Genomic DNA, 22,294 nt, shown 5'->3' with positions numbered 1-22,294 from the left:
ATTTTTGTGGGTTCGGCCTCGTCTGGGCGATGGGCTTGGGGATCGGGGCTTCGGGTGGCGACGGCGGAGCTACGCAACTCCGGTTGGCTTCAACACCATCAACCAAAAAATCCCCACCACGCTCAAAAACGCCGGCCATCCCAGCCAGAACCACCAGAACATCGTGCGGTGATAGCTCGCCGGCAGCGCCGTGCCCGCGGCCGCCGCCGCGGCCGCGAGCCGGCGCGCGCGCGCCTGCAGCCACAGCACCGGCAGCCAGCACGCGCCGACCACGAAGAACAGGATCAGCGCGGTCTTGAGCCAGAACATGTTCCACGGCATGCCCAACTGCAGCGTCAGCCACACGCCGGTGCCGAACTGCACCAGCACCGCCGGCGCGGTGAAGCAGGCGTCGGCGATGACCACGGTGCGCGCGGTCTCGGCGATCACTTTCGCGTCGCCGCGCTTGTGCGCGATCCAGAAGAAGAACGCGATGCCCAGGCCGGTGCCGAACAGCAAGGTCGAGGACAGGATGTGAATCCACTTCACCCACAGATACAGCATGGTCTTATCTCCGATCCGCCAACACCCATGCCACCGCCAGCGCCGGCAGCACCACCAGGTTCTTCGCCAGTCCGCCGAGCGGGTCCAGCCACTGCGCCGGCAACAACGCGCCGAACGCGAGCGTGTAGGCGAGCACGCTGATCCCCATCAATCCCAGCATCAGCCGCGGCCGCCAGCCGATCAGCAAGGCCAGCGCCAACACCGCGTCCAGCGCGCCGGTGACACGCGCCAGCAGCACCGGCTGCCACGCGGCCAGCGGCGTGCCGGCAGTCATCGCCTCGATGGTCGCGGCCGGCGTCAGCCAACCGGCTGCGGCCGAAATCAGCCACAGCGCGACGATGGCGATGCGCAAGCTTGGCGCGAGGAAATACAGCTGCGCCTGCCAACGGTCCTGGACCTGGCTCGGCGTCGCCGCCAGCGCCTGCGCCAGCGCGGCCGGCGCGTGGCCGAAGTCGGCGCGCACGCGCGCATGCGCGTCGGCGCGGGCGACGTTGCCGCGGCGGAGCATGCGCCACATGGTTTCGCCGACCGGGCCGCGGCCCAGGCGCTCGCCGACCGCCACCTGCAGGCTCACCAGCGCTTCGGGAAAGAACACCGCGCCTTCGCCGTCGATGCGCAGCCAGCGCCGCCAGGTCGCCTGATATTCGCGCAGGCTCAGCGGCGCCGGGCCGCCGATCTCGTACACGCCCGATTGCGCGCCGCCCGCGGCGCGCGCGGCGATTTCGCCGAGGTCTTCGGCGGCGACCGGCTGCAACGGCCAGCGGCCGTCGCCGGGCAGCAGTTGCCGGCCGGGGAACGCGGCCAGCGCGCGCAACAGCGAGGTGCCGCCGTAGGAACCGGACGCGGCGTAGACCACCGACGGCCGCAGCGCCACCGCGCTCAGCGGCAGCGCCAGCAGCGCGTCGTCGAAGCGGTGCTTGGAGGCGATGAATTCGCCGTCGGCCGGTTCGCCGAGCGCGGACAGCTGCACGAAGCGCGGCACGCCGAATTCGACGCAGGCGCGCGCCAGCGCCAGCGGGCCGTCGACGTGGATGCTCTGGAAGGTCTGCGCGCCGGCTTCGCGCAGGATGCCGGCGGCGTTGACTACGGCATCGACGCCGCGCAGCGTCTCGCGCCAGTCCTGCGGCGCGGTCATGCGCGCGAGGTCGGCGCGGCGTTCGTCCTCGCGCAGCGCGCGGCCGCCGTCGCGGATGCCGCGCAGCACGCGCCAGCCGTGGCGGCGCAGCGAGGCGATGAGGTAGCCGGCGAGAAAGCCGTTGGCGCCGATGACGAGCGCGGTCTTCGGCGCGGGTGCGTTGGTTGCGGAAGCGTCGGTCCGTGGCGCGCTTGCGGGTGCGGGGTCGTCCATGGGGCGACACGGTAGCAGAGCGCGGCGGGGGCGAGGACTGTCAATAAACAGCGCCTTGCGGCGCTGCCCTCACCCTGGCCCTCTCCCGTAAGCGGTAGAGGGAACGGTTGCGTCGTCTCTGCGCCCCTCGAGCGCAAAGCCCCTCTCCCGCTTGCGGGAGAGGGGTTGGGGTGAGGGCCGCTTTACAACATCAAAGAATGTACCGACTCAAATCCGGATCCTGCACCAGTTCGCCCAGATGCTGATCCACATACGCCTTGTCGATCGTCACCGCCTGCCCGTCGCGATCCGGCGCCTCGTAGCTCAAGGTATCGAGCAAGCGCTCCAGCACCGTATGCAGGCGCCGCGCGCCGATGTTCTCCTGGCGCTCGTTGACCTGCGCGGCGATCTCGGCCAGGCGATCCACCGCATCGGTGGTGAACTCCAGCGTCACCCCTTCGGTGCGCAGCAATTCGATGTACTGCGTGGTCAGCGCCGCCTTCGGTTCGGTCAGGATGCGCACGAAATCGTCCTTGCTCAGCGCGCCGAGTTCCACCCGGATCGGGAAGCGGCCCTGCAGCTCCGGAATCAGGTCGCTGGGCTTGGCCAGATGGAACGCGCCGGAAGCGATGAACAGGATGTGGTCGGTCTTGACCGCGCCGTACTTGGTGCTGACGGTCGAGCCTTCCACCAGCGGCAGCAGATCGCGCTGCACGCCTTCGCGGCTGACGTCGCCGCCGCTCATGCCGGCCTCGCTGCGCTTGGCGACCTTGTCGATCTCGTCGATGAAGACGATGCCGTGCTGCTCGCAGGCCTCGATCGCGGCCTGGCGCACGTCGTCCTCGTTGACCAGCTTCGCCGCTTCCTCTTCGACCAGCTGCGGACGCGCGGCCTTGATCGACAGGTGCTTCTTGTGGGTCTTGCCGCCGGACACCTGCGAGAACATCTGCCGCAGCTGCTGGCCCATCTCTTCCATGCCGGGCGGCGCCATGATGTCGACGCCGCCGAGGTTGACCGCGGTTTCGATCTCGATCTCGCGATCGTCCAGCTCGCCGCTGCGCAGTTGCTTGCGCAGCTTGGCGCGGGTGTCGCTGTCGGGCGCGCTATGGTCGGCGGCCGGGGTTTCCGAACCGAAGCCGAAACCGCCGGGCACGCGCTTGGGCAGCAGCGCATCGAGGATGCGGTCTTCGGCGCGTTCCTCGGCCTGGGTGCGCACGCGGGTCTTGGCCTGTTCGCGATACAGCTTGACCGCGGTGTCGGCCAGGTCGCGCACGATCTGCTCGACGTCCTTGCCGACGTAACCGACCTCGGTGAAACGCGTGGCCTCGACCTTGACGAACGGCGCGTTGGCCAGCGTCGCCAGGCGCCGCGCGATCTCGGTCTTGCCGACGCCGGTGGGGCCGATCATCAGGATGTTCTTGGGCATCACCTCGTTGCGCAACTCGGCGGGCAGCTGCATGCGGCGCCAGCGGTTGCGCAGGGCGATGGCGACCGCGCGCTTGGCCGAATGCTGGCCGACGATGTGTCGGTCCAGTTCCTGCACGATCTCGCGCGGAGTCATGGTGGCGTGGCTGTTGTCGGGCTTCATAAAGTCGGCAGTGAAATAAGGGGAGTGAAGTGCGAGTGGCTGCGCTGTTTCTTACAGCTCTTCCACCACCACGTTGCGATTCGTATAGATGCACACGTCGCCGGCGATGTTGATCGACTCGGTGGCGATGGCGCGGGCGTCGAGGGTGCTGTGCGCCATCAGCGCGCGCGCGGCCGACAGCGCGTACATGCCGCCGGAACCGATGGCGACGATGCCGTCTTCGGGCTCAATCACATCGCCGGTGCCGCTGATGACCAAGGACGTTTCCCGGTCGGCGACGGCGAGCAGCGCTTCGAGCTTGCCCAGGCGGCGCTCGGTGCGCCAATCCTTGGCCAGTTCGACCGCGGCGCGGGTCAGCTGGCCGTGCTTTTCGAGCTTGGCTTCGAACAGTTCGAACAAGGTGAACGCATCGGCGGCGGCGCCGGCGAAACCGGCCAATACCTGGCCGTCGCGGCCCAGGCGGCGCACCTTGCGCGCGTTGGATTTCATCACCGTGTGGCCGAGCGTGACCTGGCCGTCGCCGGCGATGGCGACGCGGCCGTCGCGGCGGACCGAGACGATGGTGGTGGCGTGGAAAACGTTGGGATTCTGGCTCGGGTCCATGGCGACCTCCGGGGGATAGCCCTTGGATGGGGGCTCGCTCCGGCGAGTCAAGGGCCGGCGTCCGGCCGGCCCTGCGTCAACGGTTCAGCCGGCCTCGCCCTCGCCGCCGCCCTGCCCTTTGCGCCGCGCGCGCGGATGCGCCGCGTCGTACACCTTGGCCAGGTGCTGGAAATCCAGGTGCGTATAGATCTGCGTGGTCGCGATGTCCGCATGCCCCAGCAGTTCCTGCACGCCGCGCAAGTCGCCGGAGGATTCCAGGATGTGGCTGGCGAAGGAATGCCGCAGCAGGTGCGGATGCACGCGCTTGAACAGGCCCTGGCGCTGGGCCAGCGCGCGCACGCGCAGTTGCACCGCGCGCGAGCTGATCTGGGCGCCGCCGCGGCCGGGAAACACGAACGCCTCGGCGCCGGCGCCGGTGGACGCTCGCCATTCGCCCAGCGCGGCGCGCGCGTGCGAGCCCAGCGGCACGCTGCGCTGTTTGTTGCCCTTGCCGAGCACGGTGACCAGGGCGTCGTCGAGATCGAGGTCGCGCCAGCGCAGCGCGCACAACTCGCTCAGGCGCAGGCCGGAGGAATAGAACAGCTCCAGCAACGCGCGATCGCGCAAGCCCAGCGGCGCGTCGGTGTCGACTTCGACCAGCGCCTTGGCTTCGTCGGGATCGAGCACCTGCGGCAGTTTGCGCGGCGCCTTGGGCGCGCGGATCGGCGCGGCGGGGCTGGCCTCCAGCGCGCCCTGCCGGACCTGCCACGAATAGAAGCTGCGGCAGGCCGACAAACGCCGCTGCAGGCTCTTGGCGGTGAGGCCGCGGCGGTGCTCGGCGGAGATGAAGGCGCGGATGTCCTCGACCTGCAACGCCAGCACGTCGCCGCCGGCGTATTGCAGCGTCCACACCGTCAGCGCGTCGAGATCGCGCTTGTAGGCGTCCAGCGTATGCGCGGACATGCGCTTTTCCACGCGCAGGTGATCGAGGAAGGCGTCGACCGGATTCATGCCGCGCATCCTACTCCGCCGCGCGCGTGCGCGGCGTGGCGGCCGGGACGAGGCCCCGGCCGCGCCGGCATCAGTCGAAGCGGCGCAGCGCCACCGCCAGCGATTCGCCCATCATGCGCAGGAACAGCGTGCCCATGCCGGGGAAGAAGCGGTTGGGGTCGCGGCTGCCGACCGCGATCAGGCCCACGCCCGGCAGCGGCAGCAGCGCGGTGGATTGCACGTCTTCGGCGCGCTCGCCGTACAGCACGGCGTGCTTCTCCGGCTGCAGGCGGCCGCACAGCGGTTCGCCGTCGCCGAGCGCGTCGCGGAACGGCTGCAGGCGCGCGTCGCCGTCTTCGATGATCTGCAGCCACTCGCTGTCGGCCACATCGTCGTAACGGCGGAACACGATCAACCGGACCAGGTCGCCGTTGAAATCCTCGGCCAGGCTCGCGGCCATCGCGCGCAAGGTGTCGCCGGCGTTGTTCTGGCGCATCAGCGCCAGGGTCAGCTGATGCGTGCGCACCGCCAGCCGTTCGTTTTCCTGGGCGTTGCCGAACAGCTCGTGCAGGCGCCGCGAGAGTTCGCGGTTCTTGTCGCGCAGCACTTCCAGCTGATAGCTCGCCAGCGAGGCGGCCGAGCCTTCTTCGCGCGGCACCACCAGGCTCATCGACAGATCGGGAAACTGCTGCAGGAAGCGCGGGTGGCGGCGCAGCCACGAAGCGACTTCGTGCGCGCCGAGCTCGGCCGGCTTGTCGCCGAGTCTTTCGCTCATCGGTTCCACTCTCCTTCGAACACGAATGCGGTCGGCCCGGCCATCGACAGGGTCGCATCGGCCTCGGGCCAGGCGATGCGCAGTTCGCCGCCTGGCAGTTGCACCGCGACCTCGCGCCCGACCCGACCGCGCTGCATCAGCACCGCCGCGGCGGCGCAGGCGCCGGAGCCGCAGGCCAGGGTTTCGCCGACGCCGCGCTCGTACACGCGCAGGCGGATGCGGTCGGGCGCCACCACCTGGGCGAAGCCGACGTTGGCCGATTCGGGGAACTCTTGGCTGGACTGCAGCATCGGGCCGATCGTCTCCACCGGCGCGGCGTCGACGTCGTCGACTTCGATCACCGCGTGCGGGTTGCCCATCGACACCGCGCCGAAGCCGATCACGGTGTCGTGCACGTCGAGCACGTACTGGTCCTGGCGGCTGGGGTAGCCGCGCAGCGGGATGCGTGCGGGGTCGAACTCGGGCCGGCCCATGTCGATGCGGAAGCCGCCTTCGCCCAGCGGCGTCACCGCGTGGCGGCCGGTCGGGCTGTCGACGGCGAAGCCGGCGCCGGCCGCGGCGGCGCCGTCGCGCACCAGCCAGGCGGCGATGCAGCGCGCGCCGTTGCCGCACTGCTGCGAGGCCGAGCCGTCGGAATTCCAGATGCGGTAGGAGGCGACCGCGCCGGCGCTGAGCGGGTCTTCGACGGTGAGGATCTGGTCGCAGCCCACGCCGGTGTGGCGGTCGGCCAAACGCCGGCACAGTTCGGCGTCCGGCGGCGCCGCGCCGCGGCGCAGGTCGAGCACGACGAAATCGTTGCCGGCGCCGTGCATCTTGCTGAAACGCAGCGGCGCGCGCGCGGCGACGGCCTCAGCCATCGCCCTGGCCGCTGGCGGGCACCGGCTCGGCCGGCTTGTCCGCGCCGTCGGACGAATCCTGTCCGGACTTGTCCTTGCCGGCCTTGTCCTTCTCGGCCTTGTCCTTGTCGGCGCCTTCGGCCGGCGGGGCCAGCACCTTGTCCAGCGACGGCACCGCCTGCGACTTCTTGTGCGGGTCGGTCGCCACCGGCGGCGCGTTGGCGTTGGAGATGGTCACCGGCACTTCGCCGGGCTTGGCCTTGGGCGCTTCGGGCGGCGGCGGTGCGGTCGGCAGGACCAGCGGGCCCTTGTTGCCGCAGGCGGCCAGGGCCAGGGTCAGCGCGACCGGGATCAGGAACGAGGCGGGGCGTGCATTCATGCCCTGAAGTGTAGCCCGCGGGGGTGACCGAAACGAACCCTGCGCGCGGGACTGGGAGCGCCGTCTGGGTACGGGTTCAGGCTCGCCCGCGGCCTAGCCGGACGGCGGTTCGGGCCGGCGCCACAGCCACACCGCGACCACGGCCATGATCGCGGTGCCGCTCGCGGCCATCCACCACTTCGGCGAAGTCAGGAACATGATCGCCGCGCACGCCGCCATCATCGACACCGCCAGCCGCTTGGCCCGGCGGCTGACCGCGCCGTGCGCCTGCCAGTCGCGGATCATCGGGCCGAACTGGCGGTGCGCCAGCAGCCAGGCGTGCAGCCGCTGCGAGCCGCGCGAGGCGGCGAAGGCCGACAGCAGCACGAACGGCACCGTCGGCAGCCCCGGCACGACGATGCCGACGATGCCCAGCCCCAGACTGACGTAGGCCAGCAGCCACCATGCCCAGCGCAGACGGACCCGGGGCGCGGGCGGCGGGGCGGCGTCGGCGGCCGGCGGAACGGGCTCCGGGTCGCGGGCGGCGTCCTGGGGAGGCGGTGGGTCGGACATGCGGGAAGTGTATGCGGCGTGGCGCGGCGGAAGGCGGGGCTCGTCGTTGTCGACAAGTCGCGGTCGCGGCTCGCGCCGCTCCTACATGGGCTCCGTGTAGGAGCGGCGCGAGCCGCGACTGCGAAAATACAACTGCATCGAATGCTGCGGTCGAACGCGTTGAATCGGATCCGACTCGCGCCCAGAAACGAACAGGCCCGGCTCGCGCCGGGCCCGTCGTCGAACCTCTCGCTGCCGCGGCTTACTTCGCCGCGACCTCGTGGCTCACCCGCAGCTGATCGATCATGAACGCGAACATTTCCGACTGCTCGCGATAGCGGCGGAAACGGCCCGACTTGCCGCCGTGGCCGGCGTCCATGTTGGTGCGGAACAGCACCGGCCGGTCGCCGGTGTCGAGCGTGCGCAGCCGCGCCACGTACTTGGCCGGCTCCCAGTACTGCACCTGCGAATCCCACAGGCCGGTGCCGACGAACATCGCCGGATAGGCCTGCTTCTTCAGATTGTCGTAGGGCGAGTACGACAGCATGTAGTCGTAGTAATCCTTCTTTTCCGGATTGCCCCACTCGTCGTACTCGTTGGTGGTCAGCGGGATGCTGGCGTCGAGCATCGTCGTCACCACGTCCACGAACGGCACCTGCGACAGGATCACCCGGTACTTGTCGGCGGCGATGTTGGTGATCGCGCCCATCAGCAGGCCGCCGGCGCTGCCGCCGTAGGCGGCGACGCGGTCCGGCGCGGCGTAGCCGGCCTTGACCAGGGCGTCGGTGACGTCGACGAAGTCGTTGAAGGTGTTCTGCTTCTTGAACAGCTTGCCGTTGTCGTACCACTGCCGGCCCATTTCCTGGCCGCCGCGGATATGGGCGATGGCGTAGACCATGCCGCGGTCGAGCAGGCTGACGTTGGTGCCGGAGAAGGTCGGATCCATCGACATGCCGTAGCTGCCGTAGGCGTACTGCAGCATCGCCGCCTTGCCGTTCTTCTCGAAGCCCTTCTTGTAGACCAGCGACACCGGAATCCGGACGCCGTCGCGCGCGGTCGCCCAGAAGCGCTCGGTGACGTACTTGTCCGGGTCGTAGCCGATCACCGGCTGGCGCTTGAGCAGCTTGCGCTCGCCGGTTTCGGTGTTGAGCTCGTAGGTCGTCGCCGGCGTGGTCAGCGAGGTGTAGCTGTAGCGCAGCCACGGCGTGTCGTGCTCGGAGTTGATCGACAGGCCCATCGAGAACGCCGGCTCGTCGGCCTTGACGAACTCCTCCTTGCCGTCCTTGCCGTCTTTGCCCTTGTGGATCAGGCGCAGGCGCTCGAGCGCGTCGGAGCGCTCGGACACGGCGGTGAAGCCGTCGAACAGCTCGAAGCCCTCGATGAACACATCGTCGCGGTGGGCGATCCAGTCCTTCCATTCCTTGCGCGAACGCGCGCTGTCGGGCGCGGTCACCAGCTTGAAGTTCGGCGCCGGCTTGCCGTCGGCGCCCGGCGCGTTGGTGCGGATCACCCAGCGGCCGTCGAGGCGGTCGGCGTGGTACTCCACGTCGCGCTCGCGCGGCGCCAGCACCGCGAACTCCTTCGGATCGGCGGCCGGCGCGCAGCGCATTTCGCTGGACACGGTGCTGTGCACGTCGATGCACAGGTAGGCGTCGTCGCGGGTGCGGCCCAGGCCCATGTAGAAGCTGTCGTCCTTTTCCTCGTAGACCAGGACGTCGCCGGACGCCGGCGTGCCGAGCACGTGCTTCTTGACCCGCACGGTCAGCAGCGTTTCCGGATCGTTCTCGATGTAGAACAGGGTCTTGTTGTCGTCGGCCCACATCAGGTCGGTCGACACGCCTTCGATCACGTCGGGATAGATCTCGCCGGTGTCGAGGTTCTTGAAGCGGATCGTGTACTGGCGGCGGCCGACCGCGTCGTCGGCCCAGGCCAGCACGCGGTTGTCCTGGCTGACTTCCATTGCGCCGACGCTGAAGTAGTCCTTGCCCTTGGCCATGACGTTGACGTCGAGCATCACCTGCTCGGCCGCGTCCATGGCGCCCTTGCGGCGGGCGTGGATCGGATAGTCCTGGCCGGTTTCGAAGCGGGTGTAGTACCAGAAACCGCGCTCGCGGTACGGCACCGAGCTGTCGTCCTGCTTGATGCGGCCGACGATCTCGCCGTAGAGCGCGTCTTCCAGCGGCTTGAGCGGCTTCATGGCCGCGTCGACGTAGGCGTTCTCGGCGTTGAGATAGGCCAGCATCTGCGGGTTCTTGCGCTTGTCGTCGCGCAGCCAGTAGTACTCGTCCTGGCGCTGCGCGCCGTGCGGCGCCTTGACGGTGTGCGGCTGCTTGGCCGCGACCGGCGGCGCGGGCAGGCCGGCGGCGGGGGCGTTGAGTGTGGTGGTCATCAGAAGCGTGGCCGCTAAGGTGAAGAAAGAAGATTTCATATGGGGTCCGCCGGGATGGTCCTCAATGTCTCAGGGTGAAGCGCCGGGAAACGCGTACGCAGGTCACGGATGGCGGGCGGCGAAGAGCTCAAACGACGCGCCTGCCTCACCCCCGTCATTCCGGCGAAAGCCGGAATCCATTTTGATCTTCGCTATTGCTCGGCTCCCAAGGGCGGAGCAACAGCAAAATGGATTCCGGCTTTCACCGGAATGACGGTGGGAGAGAACGCGGGGGCACGGGATCGAGCCGCGGGCGTCGGGCGCGACGCGCCGGACCGCCTTCGTCCCGAAACCCGGGCTGCCAACGCACGAACGGGCGCCCGAAGGCGCCCGTCCGAAATCGCGACCGACCGATTCCGCTGGCCCGGTCACTTGGCCAACTGCTCCCACAGGAAGGTGTAGGCCAGCGCGTTCATGTGCGCGGCCTGGGCGTTGTTGGCCGCGCCGCCGTGGCCGCCTTCGATGTTTTCGTAATAGCGCACGTTGGTCTTGCCGGCGTCGAGCATCTTCGCCGCCATCTTGCGCGCATGGCCCGGATGGACGCGGTCGTCCTTGGTCGAGGTCATGAAGATCACCGGCGGATACTCGCGCTTGGCGTCGAACAGGTGGTACGGCGAGAAGGTCTTGATGAACGACCAGTCGCTGGTGTCCGGATCGCCGTACTCGGCCATCCACGAGGCGCCGGCCAGCAGGTGGCTGTAGCGCTTCATGTCCAGCAGCGGCACCTGCACCACCACCGCGCCGAACAGGTCGGGGTATTGGGTCAGCATGTTGCCGGTGAGCAGGCCGCCGTTGCTGCCGCCCTGCACGCCCAGGTGCGGGGTCGAGGTGATCTTGCGCGCGATCAGGTCCTGGCCGACCGCGGCGAAGTCCTCATAGGCCTTGTGGCGGTTGGCCTTGAGCGCGGCCTGGTGCCAGCGCGGGCCGTACTCGCCGCCGCCGCGGATGTTGGCGACCGCGTACACGCCGCCCTTCTCCAGCCAGCCCTTGCCGATGCCGCCGGAGTAGCTCGGGGTCAGCGAAATCTCGAAACCGCCGTAGCCGTACAGCAGGGTCGGCGCCTTGCCGTCGAACTTCAGGTCCTTCGGCCGCACCACGAAGTACGGCACGCGGGTGCCGTCCTTGCTGGTGGCGAAGTGCTGCTCGATCACGTCCTTGGACGCGTCGAAGAAGCTCGGGTTGGTCTTCAGCGTTTCGGGCTGCTTGCCGATCTGCGCCAGCGCCAGCGTGGTCGGGGTCAGGTAGTCGGACGCCGACAGCCACACCGCATCGCTGTCGTCGCTGTCGACCGCGGCGACGCCGACGGTGCCGAACGCCGGCGCGCCGACGAACTCGCTGCGCTTCCACTCGCCCTTGCCGGGGGTCAGCACGCTGAGCTTGTACTTGACGTCGTCGAGCACGTTGAGCACGAGGTGGTTGCGGGTCCAGGCCACGCTCGCCAGCGAGGTGGTCTGGGTCGGCGCGAACAGAGTGGTGAAGTCGCGCTTGCCGGCCATGAAATCGTCGAAGCCGATCGCGATCAGGCTGCCGGCCGCGTATTGCTTGCCGCCGGCTTCGAACGGGTCGCGCAGTTCGGCCATCAGCCATTCGCGATGGACGAACTTGTTGGCCGAATTCGGCAGCTCGATCTTGCTGAGCTTGCCGTCCTTGCCGCGCAGGTAGAGCTCGTCGTTGTAGAACGCCAGCGCGCGGTTGACGAAGTCGCGTTCGAAGCCCGGGGTCGGGTCGTGGTAGGCGCTGACCGACAGGTCGGTGTCCTTGCCTTCGTACACCGGCTTGGCCTGCGCCATCGGCGTGCCGCGCGTCCACAGGCGCACGGTGCGGGCGTAACCGGAGGTGGTCATCGAGCCCTTGCCGAAATCGGTGGCGACGTAGACGTGGTCCTGGTCGATCCAGCTCAGGCTGCCCTTGGCTTCGGGACGGAAGAAGCCGTCCTTGATCCAGGCCTTGGTGGTGAGGTCGAACTCGCGGGTGACGTCGGCGTCGGAGCCGCCGCGCGACAGCGCGATCAGGCAGCGCTGGTACTCGGGCTTGAGGCATTCGGCGCCGTGCCAGACCCACTGCTCGTTCTCTTCGCGGTTGAGCGCGTCCAGATCGATCACCGTTTCCCAGGCCGGCTTGGCCTTGCGGTATTCCTCGAGCGTGGTGCGGCGCCACAGGCCGCGCTGGTGCTGCGCGTCCTTCCAGAAGTTGTAGTAGTAGCCGCCGATCTTCTCGACGCCGGGGATCTTGGCGTCGGAGTCGAGCACGGCGCGGATGCTGGTTTCGAGCTGCTTGAACTGCGGCGTGGCGGCCAGTTCGGCCTCGGTCTTGGCGTTGCGCTGCTTCACCCAATCCAGCGCGCGCTTGCCGTCGACGTCTTCCAGCCAGGCATAGGGATCATCGGTCACTTTGTTCTCCTGAGCGGACGCCACGCCAGCGCTGGCGGCGGCGGCCAGGCCGGCCGCGAACAACAGGGACTGACAGGTCTGGGACATCTTCGGCATGACGGTTCCGGGACATAGGAAGGCCGTCACGCTAACACAGGGCGGCGGGGCGGCCGCCCTGTCCTTGGTCATGTAGGGAGTTGCCGGGTCTGGCGCGTTGGCGGCCGTCCGACGGGGGGCGCGAAAGCGCTGCGGGGCGCGGGTATCGGCGTTGGGCGAAGGCTTCGCCGGGCGCGTCGGCGCGTGCGGGAACGGAGCCGGAAACGGGGGCGGGAATCGGAAACCGCCGGGGCCGATGCCGGCGGAATCGACGCCGCGACTATCGGCCGCGCAGCACGCGCCCGGCCTGCGGCGCCGCGAGGCGCCGCCATACCGATGCCGGCGGTGGCGCCAGCACCGGAGCCGGCGTCGAAATCCGTGCCGACCGGCACGCGGCCGGCCGGCGCCGGGTTGGTTCAGGCCACGCGCGGCAGCGGACGCGCGGGCAGCGCCGGACGCGCGCGCCGGCGCGCCTGCATCGCGCCGCGGCGGCGGCGGCGCGCCGGCGCGGCATCGGCCGCGACCTCGTCGCGACGCCACGACGGCAGGCGGAAACGGTGCAGCGCCCACCACGCCAGCGCCGGCATGCCGACCAGCCACAGCGGCAGCCAGCCGATCGCCGCGTGCGAGCCGCGCGCGGCCGGCAGCATCAGCACCAGCAAGGCGCCGACGGCCACGGCGTAACGCAGGCCCAGGTCCAGATCCGCGCGCCAGCGCGCGGCGCTGTCTTCGACGATGTCGCCGCCGAACTCGGCGTCGACAGGCGGGGCATCGCTGCAGCGGGTGGATTCGAGAGCGGTCATGGCCGGGCTCCGTAGCGAAGGGTTCGTGTGCCTCGCACGTTCCGGCTGCGCCGTCTCAGAGACTGCGATGTCGGCGACCGCCGGTCGGCCCGGGCTGCGGGCCGGCCGCGATGCGCTGGCGCGGCCCGCTCGGGGCGTCCGGCCCCGAACGCGCGCCCCTCACCGCCTGCGGGCGGCGCGCAGGTACTGAAGCAGCATCGTCCGTGTCGCCTCCACCGCGGCCCTGGCTTGCGCCGCCTGGCCGCAGCGCGGCGCCGGCAAGGCGCTGGCCGGTGCCGCGCGAGTCGGCAGTTCCACGCACCCCGGAACTGCGGACGAGGCGATGTCCCGCGAGACCAGCACCGTCGGGTTCGCCGGAAATCCCTGCCAGACCATCGGCGTGTCCAGCATTTCGACCTTGCGCAGCGGCTTGTCGCCGGGGACTTGCACCAGCCAACGCTGGAAACTGTCGCCGTTGAGCGGATCCTTGGCGCTGTCGGGCACCGGCGATTCGGCGCCGAACCAGGTACGAAAACCCGAACGCAGCACTACATGCCGCAGACTGCCGTCGGTGTACGTCACTCGCAGGGTGTAGTCGCAGCCGAAGCGCTGGCAGTACCAGCGATACGGGCCCGTCTTCGGGTCGATACTCGCTCGCTGGGCGGCATCGGTGGGGTCGATGTATCGGATCAGGTTGCCGACGAAGCTCAACGGCGGATAGAACTGCGAGACTTCCGGCGTACCGGCGTAGCTGTAGCTGAGCGAGATCGCATGCACCGGCACGTTGCGCTGCTGTGGCAATTTGCCGTCGAACTCATACAGCCCGTAGCTCGGGGTCGTCGGCGCGTAGTTCACCCAGCGTCGGTCGATCGTGTCCCAGATCCGGTAGCCGCCAGGATAAGCCGCGTCCGCTACGACCGCGCTCCCGTCGTGTTCATGCGTGCCGTCGGCGGCGACCGTGGTCCTGCCCTCGTAGTAGCGCTGGAACATCGCGGCGGTGTAGTCGGAGAAGATCGTGAACCGATAGCCCTTGGCCTGGTCCCCCGACCCGCTCTGCATCGGATCCTGACGCACGCACCGGCCCTGCGCGTCGAGTTGGCGCGGGGAGCCGTCGAAGGTATCGGCGCGACAGTCCTTGTACCTGGACGCGGAAGACGGCACGAACGGCCCCTGGAAGCGGCGGTTGACCTGGTCGTAGCCCCAGGCCGAACCCGCGAGGCTGCCGCCCACATAAGGGTACTTGCCGTCTTTGTACGCGCTGCCCTGGTGCGGAGAGCCCATCGCGTGGCCTTGCTCATGAATGAAGATCCCGCTGTAGCCGACTCCGCCGGAGCCGACCGAAAAGCCGCCCAGCCCGCCGCCGCTGTCGGCAAGCTTGCCGTTGGCATCGAACATGATCAGTGGGACATAGCCCTGCACCTGACCCAGGTCGTCGCCATTGGCGTCGAGCAAATTGCTGATCAGGTTCAACATCACGCCCATCGCTACGAATCCGTCGAGCTTGTCGTCCTTGGCCCGCGCGAGGAACGCCGGATTGCCGTCGACCGGCGGCACCGCCAGCGTCGGCCATATCACCGCCTGGGCCGGATGGCTCTGGATCACCAGGCGCGCCACCGGCCATTGAGCGTAGATCTGGTCGACCGCGTCCTGCGGCGCGACGCCGGCCTCGGACAAGGGATAGGAATTGTCCGGCGTGGCGCCGAACAGATAGAACGGAAGTATCCGCACCAAGGCATCGCTATCGGCGCCGATCACCGGCGCCTGCAGCGCGCCGGCGCGGTAGTTGTCGGCGACCACGCGCAGTTGCAGCGCCGAAGTCATCCACGCGGCGGGAATTTCGGCGCTGTAAAGATCGCTGGCGTAGGCCTGGCCGTTGTCCTCGGTCGGCGGCAATGCCGACGGCGGCGCCAGCGCCAGCGCGCCCAGCGGCGCGCCGTTGGCGAAACCTTCCAGGCGCACGTTGCCGGCGTTGTTCGCCGACAAGCGCAGCAGCGCCAGCGCGGCGCGGCCGCCAACCGCGTGATAACTCTCGCTGGCGTTGGGCAAGGTCCAGCTCAGCCCCTGCGCCGGCAGCACATGGGCCTGCGCCAGCTCCAGCGAAGCGATCTCCAGCGCCGCGGTCGGCGCCTGCGCCTGCGGCACGGCCTGGGCCTCGTTCGAGGCGGCGCCTGCGCCATCGGCGTTGGCCGCGCGCACGATGAAGTAATAAGTCGCGCCCGGCGCCAGCCCCTGCACGGTGGTGGAGGTGGCGGTGAGGTTCGAAAGCACCGGCGTAGCGCCCTGGCCGCCGGGGGTGGTGGCTTGGTAGACGTTGTAGGTCAGCGCGCCGGGCACCGCGTCCCAGGTCAAGGCGACGCTGGCCACGCCGGCGGCGGCGACCAGATTGGCCGGCGCCGCCAGTGCGGCCGGGCCGGGCGGGGTCGGATTGCCCGGGTTGCCGGGGTTGGCCGGCGGCGGCCCGGTGTCGGGCCGAGGCGTCTTGCCGCCACCGCCGCCGCAGGCGGACAGGCACAGGGCGGCGAACACGGACAGGGCGATGGTAGTGCGGCGAAGCTGAGCCATGGGTGCGATTCCCGATTCGCAGAAAAGTGGCATCCGCGCGGCGGGCGCCCACCTGTGCGATTCCATCGCATCGCCCGAAGGCTCCGGTTCCGTTCGGTTCGGCTGCGCCGGCCGCGCGCAAGCGGCACGACCGGCGGCGGGCTGCGGCCTGCGCCGCAGCGCTGCGCGGCCGACCGGCCGCCGCGGTCTCGATGGGTGCCATCGCCGTGCATCGATGTGCACGGACATCGCCTGGATGCTGTTGTGCCGAATTGGAACGATCCGCACACAACCGCAAGGCCCGCTCGCGGCGATTCCCGGCGGGATCGGCACACAGCCAACCGACCGCGCTACGCCGTCGGCGCGGGCTTATGGGCAAGACAACGGCAAGCGCCGGCGTGCCTGAGCGCGCGGCTCAGTAACCGGCTTTATCCAGCGCCTGTTCGGCCTGCTCGCGGCCGAGTTCGATCAGTTCCTTGGCGCGCCAGAATTCGTAGAACTGGCAAGCGTCGCGCGGGATGCGGATGACCAGTTCGGGCGGATCCAGCGCCAGCTGCACGCGCGCGATCTGCGCCTGCATGGTGTCGAGCGAGCGCGCCATCAGCTCGCTGAAACTCAGTTCGTGCGGCGGCGAGTCTTCCGGCGTTTCGGCCGGCACCGCGCGGTTGCGACGGAACCAGCGGCTCAGCGGCGGCGGCTTGAGCGAAACCAGTTGCTCGGCCGGCACCGGCGCGTGCCGCGGCGCATCGGTGCTGGCGTGGCGTCCGAGCGTGCCGGTGGGCTGGTCGGGCCAGCCGTGCATGTCCACCGCGATCAGCCGGTGCGCATCCGACAAGCGCGTGGCGGTGATCGGCAGCGGCGCCAGCAGGCCGCCGTCGACCAGTTCGCGGCCGTGCAGTTCGTACGGGGTGAACACGCCGGGGATGGCGATGGAGGCGCGGATCGCGTCCCACAGATCGCCTTCGCGCAGCCACACCTCGCGCTGGCGCAGCAGGTCGACCGCGACCGCGGTGAACTGCACCGGCAAGTCCTCGATGCGCGGCTCGCCGATCAGCTCGCGCAGCGCGTGCATGAGCCGGTCGCCGCGGAACAGCGCCGGCTGGCCGAACACCGGATCGAGCAGGCGCAGCATGTCGGTGCGGCTCATGCTGTAGAGCCAGTCGCGGTACACCGCCATCTTGCCGGCAGCGAACAGGCCGCCGACCAGGGCGCCGCTGGAGGAGCCGGCGACCGCGACGATGCGCAGCTTGCGCGCCTGCAAGGCCTCGATCACCCCGATCTGGGCCAGCCCGCGCGCGCCGCCCGCGCCGAGCACCAGCGCGACCGGCTCGCCGGGTTCGGCGTGGCCGGGAGAATCGCTGCGCGGTACGTCGGCGCCTGCCATCAACGGCCGTAGTTGCTCAGCGCCAGTTCCAGCATGGTCTTGGCCTGTTCGCGCAGCACCACCGGCTCGACGATCTCGGCGTCGTTGCCGTAATGCATCACGTCCATCAGCAACTCGCGCCCGGCGCTGTAGGGCACCTTGAGCTCGTAGCGGCCGTCGGGCAGGAACCGGCCCTGCTGCTGCGAATGCCAGTGCTCGTCGGCGACCCAGCGCGCCGCCTTGGCGCTGAACAGGATCGTCGCCCAGCCCTTGGGCGCGCCGGAGAAGATGCCGTAGCTCGAGGCCAGGTGCTGGTCGAGTTCGTCGTCGGCGACATCGCGCGCCGCGTCTTCGCCGACCTTGGCCGCGCTGATGCGGTCGACCGAGAAGCTGCGCAGCGCATCGCGTTCGTGGTCCCAGGCGTCGAGGTACCAGTTCTCGCGATAGTGCGTCAGCCGCTGCGGCGACACGCTGCGGCGGGTGCGCTCGTCGGTGGAGCGGGCGCGGTATTCGAAGGTCAGGCGCTTGCGGTCGAGCACGGCGGTGGCGACCGAGCGGAATGCGGTCTCGTCCTGGCGACGGGTGCGGTGCGGGATCACCCGCACCCGCTCCACCGGCAGGCGGCGGCCGCCGGCGTGCTCGTCGAGCAGCTTCTCGATGCGCTGCTGCAACGGCGCCAGCGCGTTCGACAGCACGCCGCCGCCGCTGCGCATGAGCAACTGCTGCGCGGCCAGCAGCGCGTGCAGTTCCTCCGAGCTCAGCCACAGGCCGGGCAGTTCGAAGCGGTCGCCTTCGCTGGTGTCGTAGCGGAAGCCGGCTTCGCCGTTGCCGACCACCGGTGCCATCAGGTAGTCGCGCAGGTAGGCCAGGTCCCGATAGACGGTCGCGCGCGAGCATTCCAGGTCCTCCTGGAGCCGCTGAACTGTGACCGGGTACCTGGCCGCAGTGAGAATCCGGTGCAACGCGTGAATGCGTTCGATACGTTCCATGTCGGCCGAGATATGGTGGAGTCGGTGGGGTCGCAACTAGCATGGCACCGGCCGATGCACGGCCGCCACCATCGAACCTGAGGATCCTACGTGATCAAGCCCTCAATATCCGCAACACTGGCCCCGGCGGTGATGCTGCTGGGCCTGGCCGCCTCCCCTGCGGCCGTCGCCGGACCCAAGGAGGAGGTGGTCGCCGCGGTGGACAAGTTCCTGGCCGCCAAGAGCTACCACGCCAGCATGAGCATGGGCCCCGGGCCGGCCACCGAGACCGACTTCGTCGCGCCCGACCGCGTACGCGTGAAGCTGGGCACGATGGGCGATCAGATCGTGATCGGCAACGTCATGTACATGACGCTGCAGGGCCAGACCATCAAGCGGCCTGCGCCGAGCGGCGGCGCGGCCGCCTCGCGCAGCCGCGAGAAGATGCTCGGCAACCTGCAGACGCTGAAGGTATCCGCGCTGGGCGACGAAACCCTCGCCGGCGTGGCGACCCGCAAGTACAAAGTGGACAACAGCCAGCCGAACAAGACCTCCTCGACCTTCTGGGTGGCGGCCGCCACCGGCTATCCGGTGCAGGCGGTCAACGTGGCCGAGGTCGGCGGCAAGACCTATACCTCGACGCTGAAGTACTCGCGTTACAACGATCCGAGTATCAGGATCGAGGCTCCGGCGGTGAAGTGACATTAGACACGACTGCGGTCGCATGGATTGCGACCGCGGCGGTGGGCTTGCGCATTCAGCCGCCCGCCGAGCGCATCGCCGCGCCCATCTGGCGCAAGACATACAGGCCGCCGACGCCCAGCGCCGCCGAGACGATCGCGGCCAGGTACCAGCGATTGAAGCCCGGGCGGCGCGCGCGCTCGCTGTAGCCGACCCAGGCCAGCAACGCGCCGGCCCAGATCGGTCCGCCGTAGTAGACGAACCCGAACACGAACTCCATAAGCCTTGGCGCTCCCTGGGTGCGACCGCGCGCCGCAGTATGTCCGCACCGCCGCGGCAGCGACAAGCCGCACCGGCGCCGCTCGCCTGATCGCGACGCGGTAGGCACAATGGCGGCATGCGAGAGCACGCTCCCACCGAGCCGGCGATCGACCTGTCGCCTTCGCCCGGCGACGAGGTCAAGACCACCACCTGCTACATGTGCGCCTGCCGTTGCGGCATCAAGGTGTGGCTCACCGACGGCAAGATCCGTTACATCCAGGGCAATCCCGAACATCCGGTCAACCAGGGCGTGCTGTGCGCCAAGGGGTCGGCCGGGATCATGCAGCACTACTCGCCGGCGCGTTTGAGCAAGCCGCTGCTGCGGGTGGGCGAGCGCGGCCGCGGCGAGTTCCGCGAGATCGAATGGGACGAGGCCTTGTCGATCGCCGCCGGCTGGCTCGGCGCGATCCGCGAACGCAATCCCGACGAACTGGCGTTCTTCACCGGCCGCGACCAATCGCAGGCGCTGACCGGCTGGTGGGCGCAGCAGTTCGGCACGGTCAACTACGCCGCGCACGGCGGTTTCTGCTCGGTCAACATGGCCGCCGGCGGGTTGTACACGCTGGGCGGTTCGTTCTGGGAATTCGGCGAGCCCGACTGGGAGCATTCGCGCTATCTGATGCTGTGGGGCGTGGCCGAAGACCACGACTCCAATCCGATCAAGCTCGGCCTGGGCAAGCTCAAGGCGCGCGGGGCCAAGATCGTCGCGGTCAATCCGGTGCGCAGCGGCTACGGCGCGATCGCCGACGAGTGGATCGGGATCCGGCCGGGCACGGACGGGTTGTTCGCGTTCGCGCTGATCCACGAATTGCTCAAGGCCGACAAGATCGACCTGGAGTATCTGGTGCGCTACACCAATGCGCATTGGCTGGTGTTGCGCAATCCGGGCGGCGCGGACGATGGGTTGTTCGCGCGCGATGGTCAGGGGCGGGTGCTGTGTTGGGCGCGGGGCCCTCACCCCGGCCCTCTCCCGCAGGCGGGAGAGGGAGCACAGCGGTCGCCTTCATCTGCTGGCCCGCAAGCGACGGACGCAGCACCGCGGCCGTCCTCGCCCGAAGAACCCCCTCTCCCGCCTGCGGGAGAGGGCCGGGGTGAGGGCCGCGCGCATCCCGCCGATGCGGTCGGCATCTCGCCCGCCGTCGTCGGCGAATACGTGCTCGCCGACGGCCGCCGCGCCGTGCCGGTGTTCCACCTCGTCGCCGAACGTTATCTCGACCCGCAGTACTCGCCCGACGCGGTGAGCGAACGCTGCGGCATCCCCGCCGACACCATCCGCCGCATCGCCCGCGAACTCGCGCACGCCGCATTCGAACAAACCGTGCGCCTGCCGATCGCCTGGACCGACGCGCACGGCCGCGAGCACGCCGAGATGATCGGCCGCCCGGTCAGCCTGCACGCGATGCGCGGCATCAGCGCGCACAGCAACGGCTTCCACACCTGCCGCGCACTGCACTTGCTGCAATTGCTGCTCGGCGCGGTCGATACGCCGGGCTCGTTCCGCTATCAGCCGCCCTACCCCAAACCAATCCCGCCGCCGAACCGCCCAGGAAAGCAGCGTCAAAGCAATGGCACGTTAGACGCAGCACCGCTCGGCTTCGTCCACGGCCCCGAAGATCTGGTGGTCGATGCAAGTGGCAACCCACGCCGCATCGACCACGCCTTCTCCTGGGCCTACCCGCTGTCCGCGCACGGCATGATGCACAGCGTGATCCGCAACGCCTGGGCCGGCGATCCGTACAAGATCGACACGCTGATGATGTTCATGGCCAACATGAGCTGGAATTCGGCGATGAACACCCGCCAGACCATGGGCTGGCTCACCGACAAGGACGACAACGGCGATTACCGCATCCCGCACATCATCTATGCCGATGCCTATGCCTCGGAGATGACCGCCTACGCCGACCTGGTGCTGCCGGACACGACCTACCTGGAACGCTTCGACGCGATCAGCCTGCTCGACCGGCCGATTTCCGACGCCGATTCGGCCTGCGATGCGATCCGTCATCCCATCGTGGATGCAGCCACCCAACCCTTGCAGGACAACCCGAACCCGCGCGACGTCCGCGGCTTCCAATCCGTCCTGCTAGACCTCGGCGCCCGCATCGGCCTGCCCGGCATGACCCTGGACGACGGTAGCCCGCGCTACCGCGATTACGCCGACTACATCGTCCGCCACGAACGCGCGCCCGGCGTCGGCCTGCTCGCCGGCTGGCGCGGCGAGCATGGCGAACTCGAAGCCAAGGGCCCGCCCAATCCCGAGCAGCTGCAGCGTTACATCGACAACGGCGGCTTCTGGCGCGGGCACGTGCCGGAAGCGGCGCGCTATTACAAGATGAGCAACCGCGCGTACCTGGACTGGGCGCAGAAGCTCGGCTTCCTCGGCCACGCCGAACCCATCGCCTTGCAGCTGTATTCGGAAACCCTGCAGAAGTTCCGCCTCGCCGCGCAAGGCCACGGCGCGCAGCAACCGCCGGCGCAGCATCGCGAACGGGTCGCGACCTATTTCGACCCCTTGCCGATCTGGTACGAACCCTTCGAAGGCGCGCAGGTCGAAGACGGCGCGGCGCGCTTCCCGCTCAGCGCGGTGACCCAGCGGCCGATGTTCATGTACCACGCCTGGGGTTCGCAGAACGCCTGGCTGCGGCAGATCGCGACGCGCAATTACCTCTATCTGCATCCGGACACCGGCGCGCGCTACGGCATCGACGACGAAAACTGGATCGAGGTGGAATCGCACCACGGCCGCATCCGCGTGCAGGCCAAGTTCGCCGGCAACGTCCAGCCCGACACGGTCTGGACCTGGAACGCGATCGGCAAGCGCCGCGGCGCCTGGAAGCTCGACAAGAACGCGCCGGAGGGCCGCAAGGGCTTCCTGCTCAATCATTTGATCAGCGACATAACCCCGCGCGGCGACTACGCCAACGCCGACCCGGTCACCGGCCAGGCGGCCTGGTTCGATCTGCGCGTGATCATCCGCAAAGCCGCCGACGCCGGCGAGGAAACCTCGCAACCGCAGTTCGAACCGTTGCCCGGCCCGGCCGCCGACGACCGCCCGCTGCGTTACGGCGTAGAGTTCCGCAAACGGCGATGAAATCGCCAGCGCGGCGCAATCGCGCCATGCACCCGCAAGCCCCGCACTCAGCCACCCCGCCAGGAAGCGACCGATACCATGACCGCCACCGCGCCCCCAC

General features: G+C 69.3%; 19 protein-coding genes. 3 read left to right on the top strand and 16 right to left on the bottom strand.

Features of this window, described 5'->3' with window-relative positions:
- Window positions 1-69 precede the first annotated feature (69 nt).
- The 13 genes from BLU84_RS01015 to BLU84_RS00955 form a co-directional block, all read right to left on the bottom strand.
- Window positions 70-543 (bottom strand): DUF2269 family protein, encoded by a 474-nt coding sequence (locus BLU84_RS01015; RefSeq protein ID WP_074861728.1) that lies wholly within the window; start codon window positions 541-543, stop codon window positions 70-72.
- Window positions 544-547: 4 nt separating this feature from the next.
- Window positions 548-1,891 (bottom strand): NAD-dependent epimerase/dehydratase family protein, encoded by a 1,344-nt coding sequence (locus tag BLU84_RS01010; RefSeq protein ID WP_083382224.1) that lies wholly within the window; start codon window positions 1,889-1,891, stop codon window positions 548-550.
- 190 nt (window positions 1,892-2,081) lie between these two features.
- Entirely contained in the window at window positions 2,082-3,458 is a 1,377-nt protein-coding gene (hslU, locus tag BLU84_RS01005; RefSeq protein WP_233431033.1) for an ATP-dependent protease ATPase subunit HslU, read from the bottom strand.
- A 51-nt stretch (window positions 3,459-3,509) separates the two neighbouring features.
- A complete protein-coding gene (gene hslV / locus BLU84_RS01000; RefSeq protein ID WP_074861727.1) occupies window positions 3,510-4,061 on the bottom strand; it encodes an ATP-dependent protease subunit HslV in 552 nt (183 codons plus the stop codon).
- Between the two features lie 84 nt (window positions 4,062-4,145).
- Entirely contained in the window at window positions 4,146-5,051 is a 906-nt protein-coding gene (gene xerC, locus BLU84_RS00995; RefSeq protein WP_074861726.1) for a tyrosine recombinase XerC, read from the bottom strand.
- Between the two features lie 70 nt (window positions 5,052-5,121).
- Window positions 5,122-5,805, bottom strand: a complete 684-nt coding sequence (locus tag BLU84_RS00990; protein WP_074861725.1) for a DUF484 family protein — start codon at window positions 5,803-5,805, stop codon at window positions 5,122-5,124.
- The gene (dapF, locus tag BLU84_RS00985) at window positions 5,802-6,662 is read right to left on the bottom strand and encodes a diaminopimelate epimerase (RefSeq protein ID WP_074861724.1); all 861 of its coding nucleotides are present in this window, start codon (window positions 6,660-6,662) and stop codon (window positions 5,802-5,804) included. The genes BLU84_RS00990 and dapF overlap by 4 nt, the downstream gene beginning before the upstream one ends.
- On the bottom strand, window positions 6,655-7,020 hold the full coding sequence (gene lptM / locus BLU84_RS00980; protein ID WP_074861723.1) for an LPS translocon maturation chaperone LptM: 366 nt from the start codon (window positions 7,018-7,020) through the stop codon (window positions 6,655-6,657). Before lptM ends, dapF begins: the two co-directional genes overlap by 8 nt.
- Window positions 7,021-7,113: 93 nt before the next feature.
- Window positions 7,114-7,572: a YbaN family protein gene (locus tag BLU84_RS00975; protein ID WP_074861722.1), complete on the bottom strand. Its 459-nt coding sequence runs from the start codon at window positions 7,570-7,572 to the stop codon at window positions 7,114-7,116.
- A 241-nt stretch (window positions 7,573-7,813) separates the two neighbouring features.
- On the bottom strand, window positions 7,814-9,940 hold the full coding sequence (locus BLU84_RS00970) for a S9 family peptidase (protein ID WP_139174632.1): 2,127 nt from the start codon (window positions 9,938-9,940) through the stop codon (window positions 7,814-7,816).
- A 407-nt stretch (window positions 9,941-10,347) separates the two neighbouring features.
- Window positions 10,348-12,465: a prolyl oligopeptidase family serine peptidase gene (locus BLU84_RS00965; RefSeq protein WP_074861720.1), complete on the bottom strand. Its 2,118-nt coding sequence runs from the start codon at window positions 12,463-12,465 to the stop codon at window positions 10,348-10,350.
- Window positions 12,466-12,860: 395 nt separating this feature from the next.
- A complete protein-coding gene (locus BLU84_RS27645; protein WP_233431032.1) occupies window positions 12,861-13,247 on the bottom strand; it encodes a hypothetical protein in 387 nt (128 codons plus the stop codon).
- Between the two features lie 159 nt (window positions 13,248-13,406).
- Complete coding sequence (locus BLU84_RS00955) at window positions 13,407-15,788, bottom strand: M66 family metalloprotease (protein WP_074861719.1); 2,382 nt, start codon at window positions 15,786-15,788, stop codon at window positions 13,407-13,409.
- Between BLU84_RS00955 and BLU84_RS27000 the strand changes: the two genes are divergently transcribed.
- Window positions 15,787-16,173 carry a hypothetical protein gene (locus BLU84_RS27000; protein WP_170849063.1) on the top strand — a complete coding sequence of 129 codons (387 nt, stop codon included), beginning with the start codon at window positions 15,787-15,789 and terminating at the stop codon, window positions 16,171-16,173. The genes BLU84_RS00955 and BLU84_RS27000 overlap by 2 nt on opposite strands.
- Window positions 16,174-16,182: 9 nt before the next feature.
- On the opposite strand, the gene BLU84_RS00950 is transcribed toward BLU84_RS27000, so the two are convergent.
- Together BLU84_RS00950 and BLU84_RS00945 are read right to left on the bottom strand one after the other, a co-directional pair.
- The gene (locus BLU84_RS00950; protein WP_074861718.1) at window positions 16,183-17,151 is read right to left on the bottom strand and encodes a patatin-like phospholipase family protein; all 969 of its coding nucleotides are present in this window, start codon (window positions 17,149-17,151) and stop codon (window positions 16,183-16,185) included.
- Window positions 17,151-18,119, bottom strand: coding sequence for a helix-turn-helix transcriptional regulator (locus BLU84_RS00945; RefSeq protein ID WP_074861717.1), 969 nt, complete (start codon window positions 18,117-18,119; stop codon window positions 17,151-17,153). The genes BLU84_RS00950 and BLU84_RS00945 overlap by 1 nt, the downstream gene beginning before the upstream one ends.
- A gap of 90 nt (window positions 18,120-18,209) precedes the next feature.
- Here BLU84_RS00945 and BLU84_RS00940 point away from each other — a divergent pair, with 90 nt between their 5' ends.
- Window positions 18,210-18,800: a LolA family protein gene (locus BLU84_RS00940; RefSeq protein WP_139174517.1), complete on the top strand. Its 591-nt coding sequence runs from the start codon at window positions 18,210-18,212 to the stop codon at window positions 18,798-18,800.
- 55 nt (window positions 18,801-18,855) lie between these two features.
- On the opposite strand, the gene BLU84_RS00935 is transcribed toward BLU84_RS00940, so the two are convergent.
- Complete coding sequence (locus BLU84_RS00935) at window positions 18,856-19,059, bottom strand: hypothetical protein (RefSeq protein WP_074861715.1); 204 nt, start codon at window positions 19,057-19,059, stop codon at window positions 18,856-18,858.
- A gap of 117 nt (window positions 19,060-19,176) precedes the next feature.
- Here BLU84_RS00935 and BLU84_RS00930 point away from each other — a divergent pair, with 117 nt between their 5' ends.
- The gene (locus tag BLU84_RS00930) at window positions 19,177-22,194 is read left to right on the top strand and encodes a molybdopterin oxidoreductase family protein (protein ID WP_074861714.1); all 3,018 of its coding nucleotides are present in this window, start codon (window positions 19,177-19,179) and stop codon (window positions 22,192-22,194) included.
- Window positions 22,195-22,294 lie beyond the last annotated feature (100 nt).

The sequence above is a fragment of the Lysobacter enzymogenes genome, assembly GCF_900106525.1.
GTDB classification, from domain to species: Bacteria; Pseudomonadota; Gammaproteobacteria; order Xanthomonadales; family Xanthomonadaceae; genus Lysobacter; species Lysobacter enzymogenes.
Note: the sequence above shows the minus strand (reverse complement) of the source record. Positions and strands in the feature narration are given on the sequence as shown.

What these genes read in the sequence shown, in the direction of transcription:
- BLU84_RS01010 (WP_083382224.1), bottom strand. Translation starts at nt 1,891, where the DNA reads ATGGACGACCCCGCACCCGCAAGCGCGCCACGGACCGACGCTTCCGCA.
- BLU84_RS00930 (WP_074861714.1), top strand. Translation starts at nt 19,177, where the DNA reads ATGCGAGAGCACGCTCCCACCGAGCCGGCGATCGACCTGTCGCCTTCG.
- BLU84_RS00965 (WP_074861720.1), bottom strand. Translation starts at nt 12,465, where the DNA reads ATGCCGAAGATGTCCCAGACCTGTCAGTCCCTGTTGTTCGCGGCCGGC.
- BLU84_RS00950 (WP_074861718.1), bottom strand. Translation starts at nt 17,151, where the DNA reads ATGGCAGGCGCCGACGTACCGCGCAGCGATTCTCCCGGCCACGCCGAA.
- dapF (WP_074861724.1), bottom strand. Translation starts at nt 6,662, where the DNA reads ATGGCTGAGGCCGTCGCCGCGCGCGCGCCGCTGCGTTTCAGCAAGATG.
- BLU84_RS00975 (WP_074861722.1), bottom strand. Translation starts at nt 7,572, where the DNA reads ATGTCCGACCCACCGCCTCCCCAGGACGCCGCCCGCGACCCGGAGCCC.
- lptM (WP_074861723.1), bottom strand. Translation starts at nt 7,020, where the DNA reads ATGAATGCACGCCCCGCCTCGTTCCTGATCCCGGTCGCGCTGACCCTG.
- BLU84_RS27645 (WP_233431032.1), bottom strand. Translation starts at nt 13,247, where the DNA reads ATGACCGCTCTCGAATCCACCCGCTGCAGCGATGCCCCGCCTGTCGAC.
- BLU84_RS00935 (WP_074861715.1), bottom strand. Translation starts at nt 19,059, where the DNA reads ATGGAGTTCGTGTTCGGGTTCGTCTACTACGGCGGACCGATCTGGGCC.
- BLU84_RS00955 (WP_074861719.1), bottom strand. Translation starts at nt 15,788, where the DNA reads ATGGCTCAGCTTCGCCGCACTACCATCGCCCTGTCCGTGTTCGCCGCC.
- BLU84_RS01015 (WP_074861728.1), bottom strand. Translation starts at nt 543, where the DNA reads ATGCTGTATCTGTGGGTGAAGTGGATTCACATCCTGTCCTCGACCTTG.
- hslU (WP_233431033.1), bottom strand. Translation starts at nt 3,458, where the DNA reads ATGAAGCCCGACAACAGCCACGCCACCATGACTCCGCGCGAGATCGTG.
- BLU84_RS00990 (WP_074861725.1), bottom strand. Translation starts at nt 5,805, where the DNA reads ATGAGCGAAAGACTCGGCGACAAGCCGGCCGAGCTCGGCGCGCACGAA.
- BLU84_RS27000 (WP_170849063.1), top strand. Translation starts at nt 15,787, where the DNA reads ATGGGTGCGATTCCCGATTCGCAGAAAAGTGGCATCCGCGCGGCGGGC.
- hslV (WP_074861727.1), bottom strand. Translation starts at nt 4,061, where the DNA reads ATGGACCCGAGCCAGAATCCCAACGTTTTCCACGCCACCACCATCGTC.
- xerC (WP_074861726.1), bottom strand. Translation starts at nt 5,051, where the DNA reads ATGAATCCGGTCGACGCCTTCCTCGATCACCTGCGCGTGGAAAAGCGC.
- BLU84_RS00945 (WP_074861717.1), bottom strand. Translation starts at nt 18,119, where the DNA reads ATGGAACGTATCGAACGCATTCACGCGTTGCACCGGATTCTCACTGCG.
- BLU84_RS00970 (WP_139174632.1), bottom strand. Translation starts at nt 9,940, where the DNA reads ATGACCACCACACTCAACGCCCCCGCCGCCGGCCTGCCCGCGCCGCCG.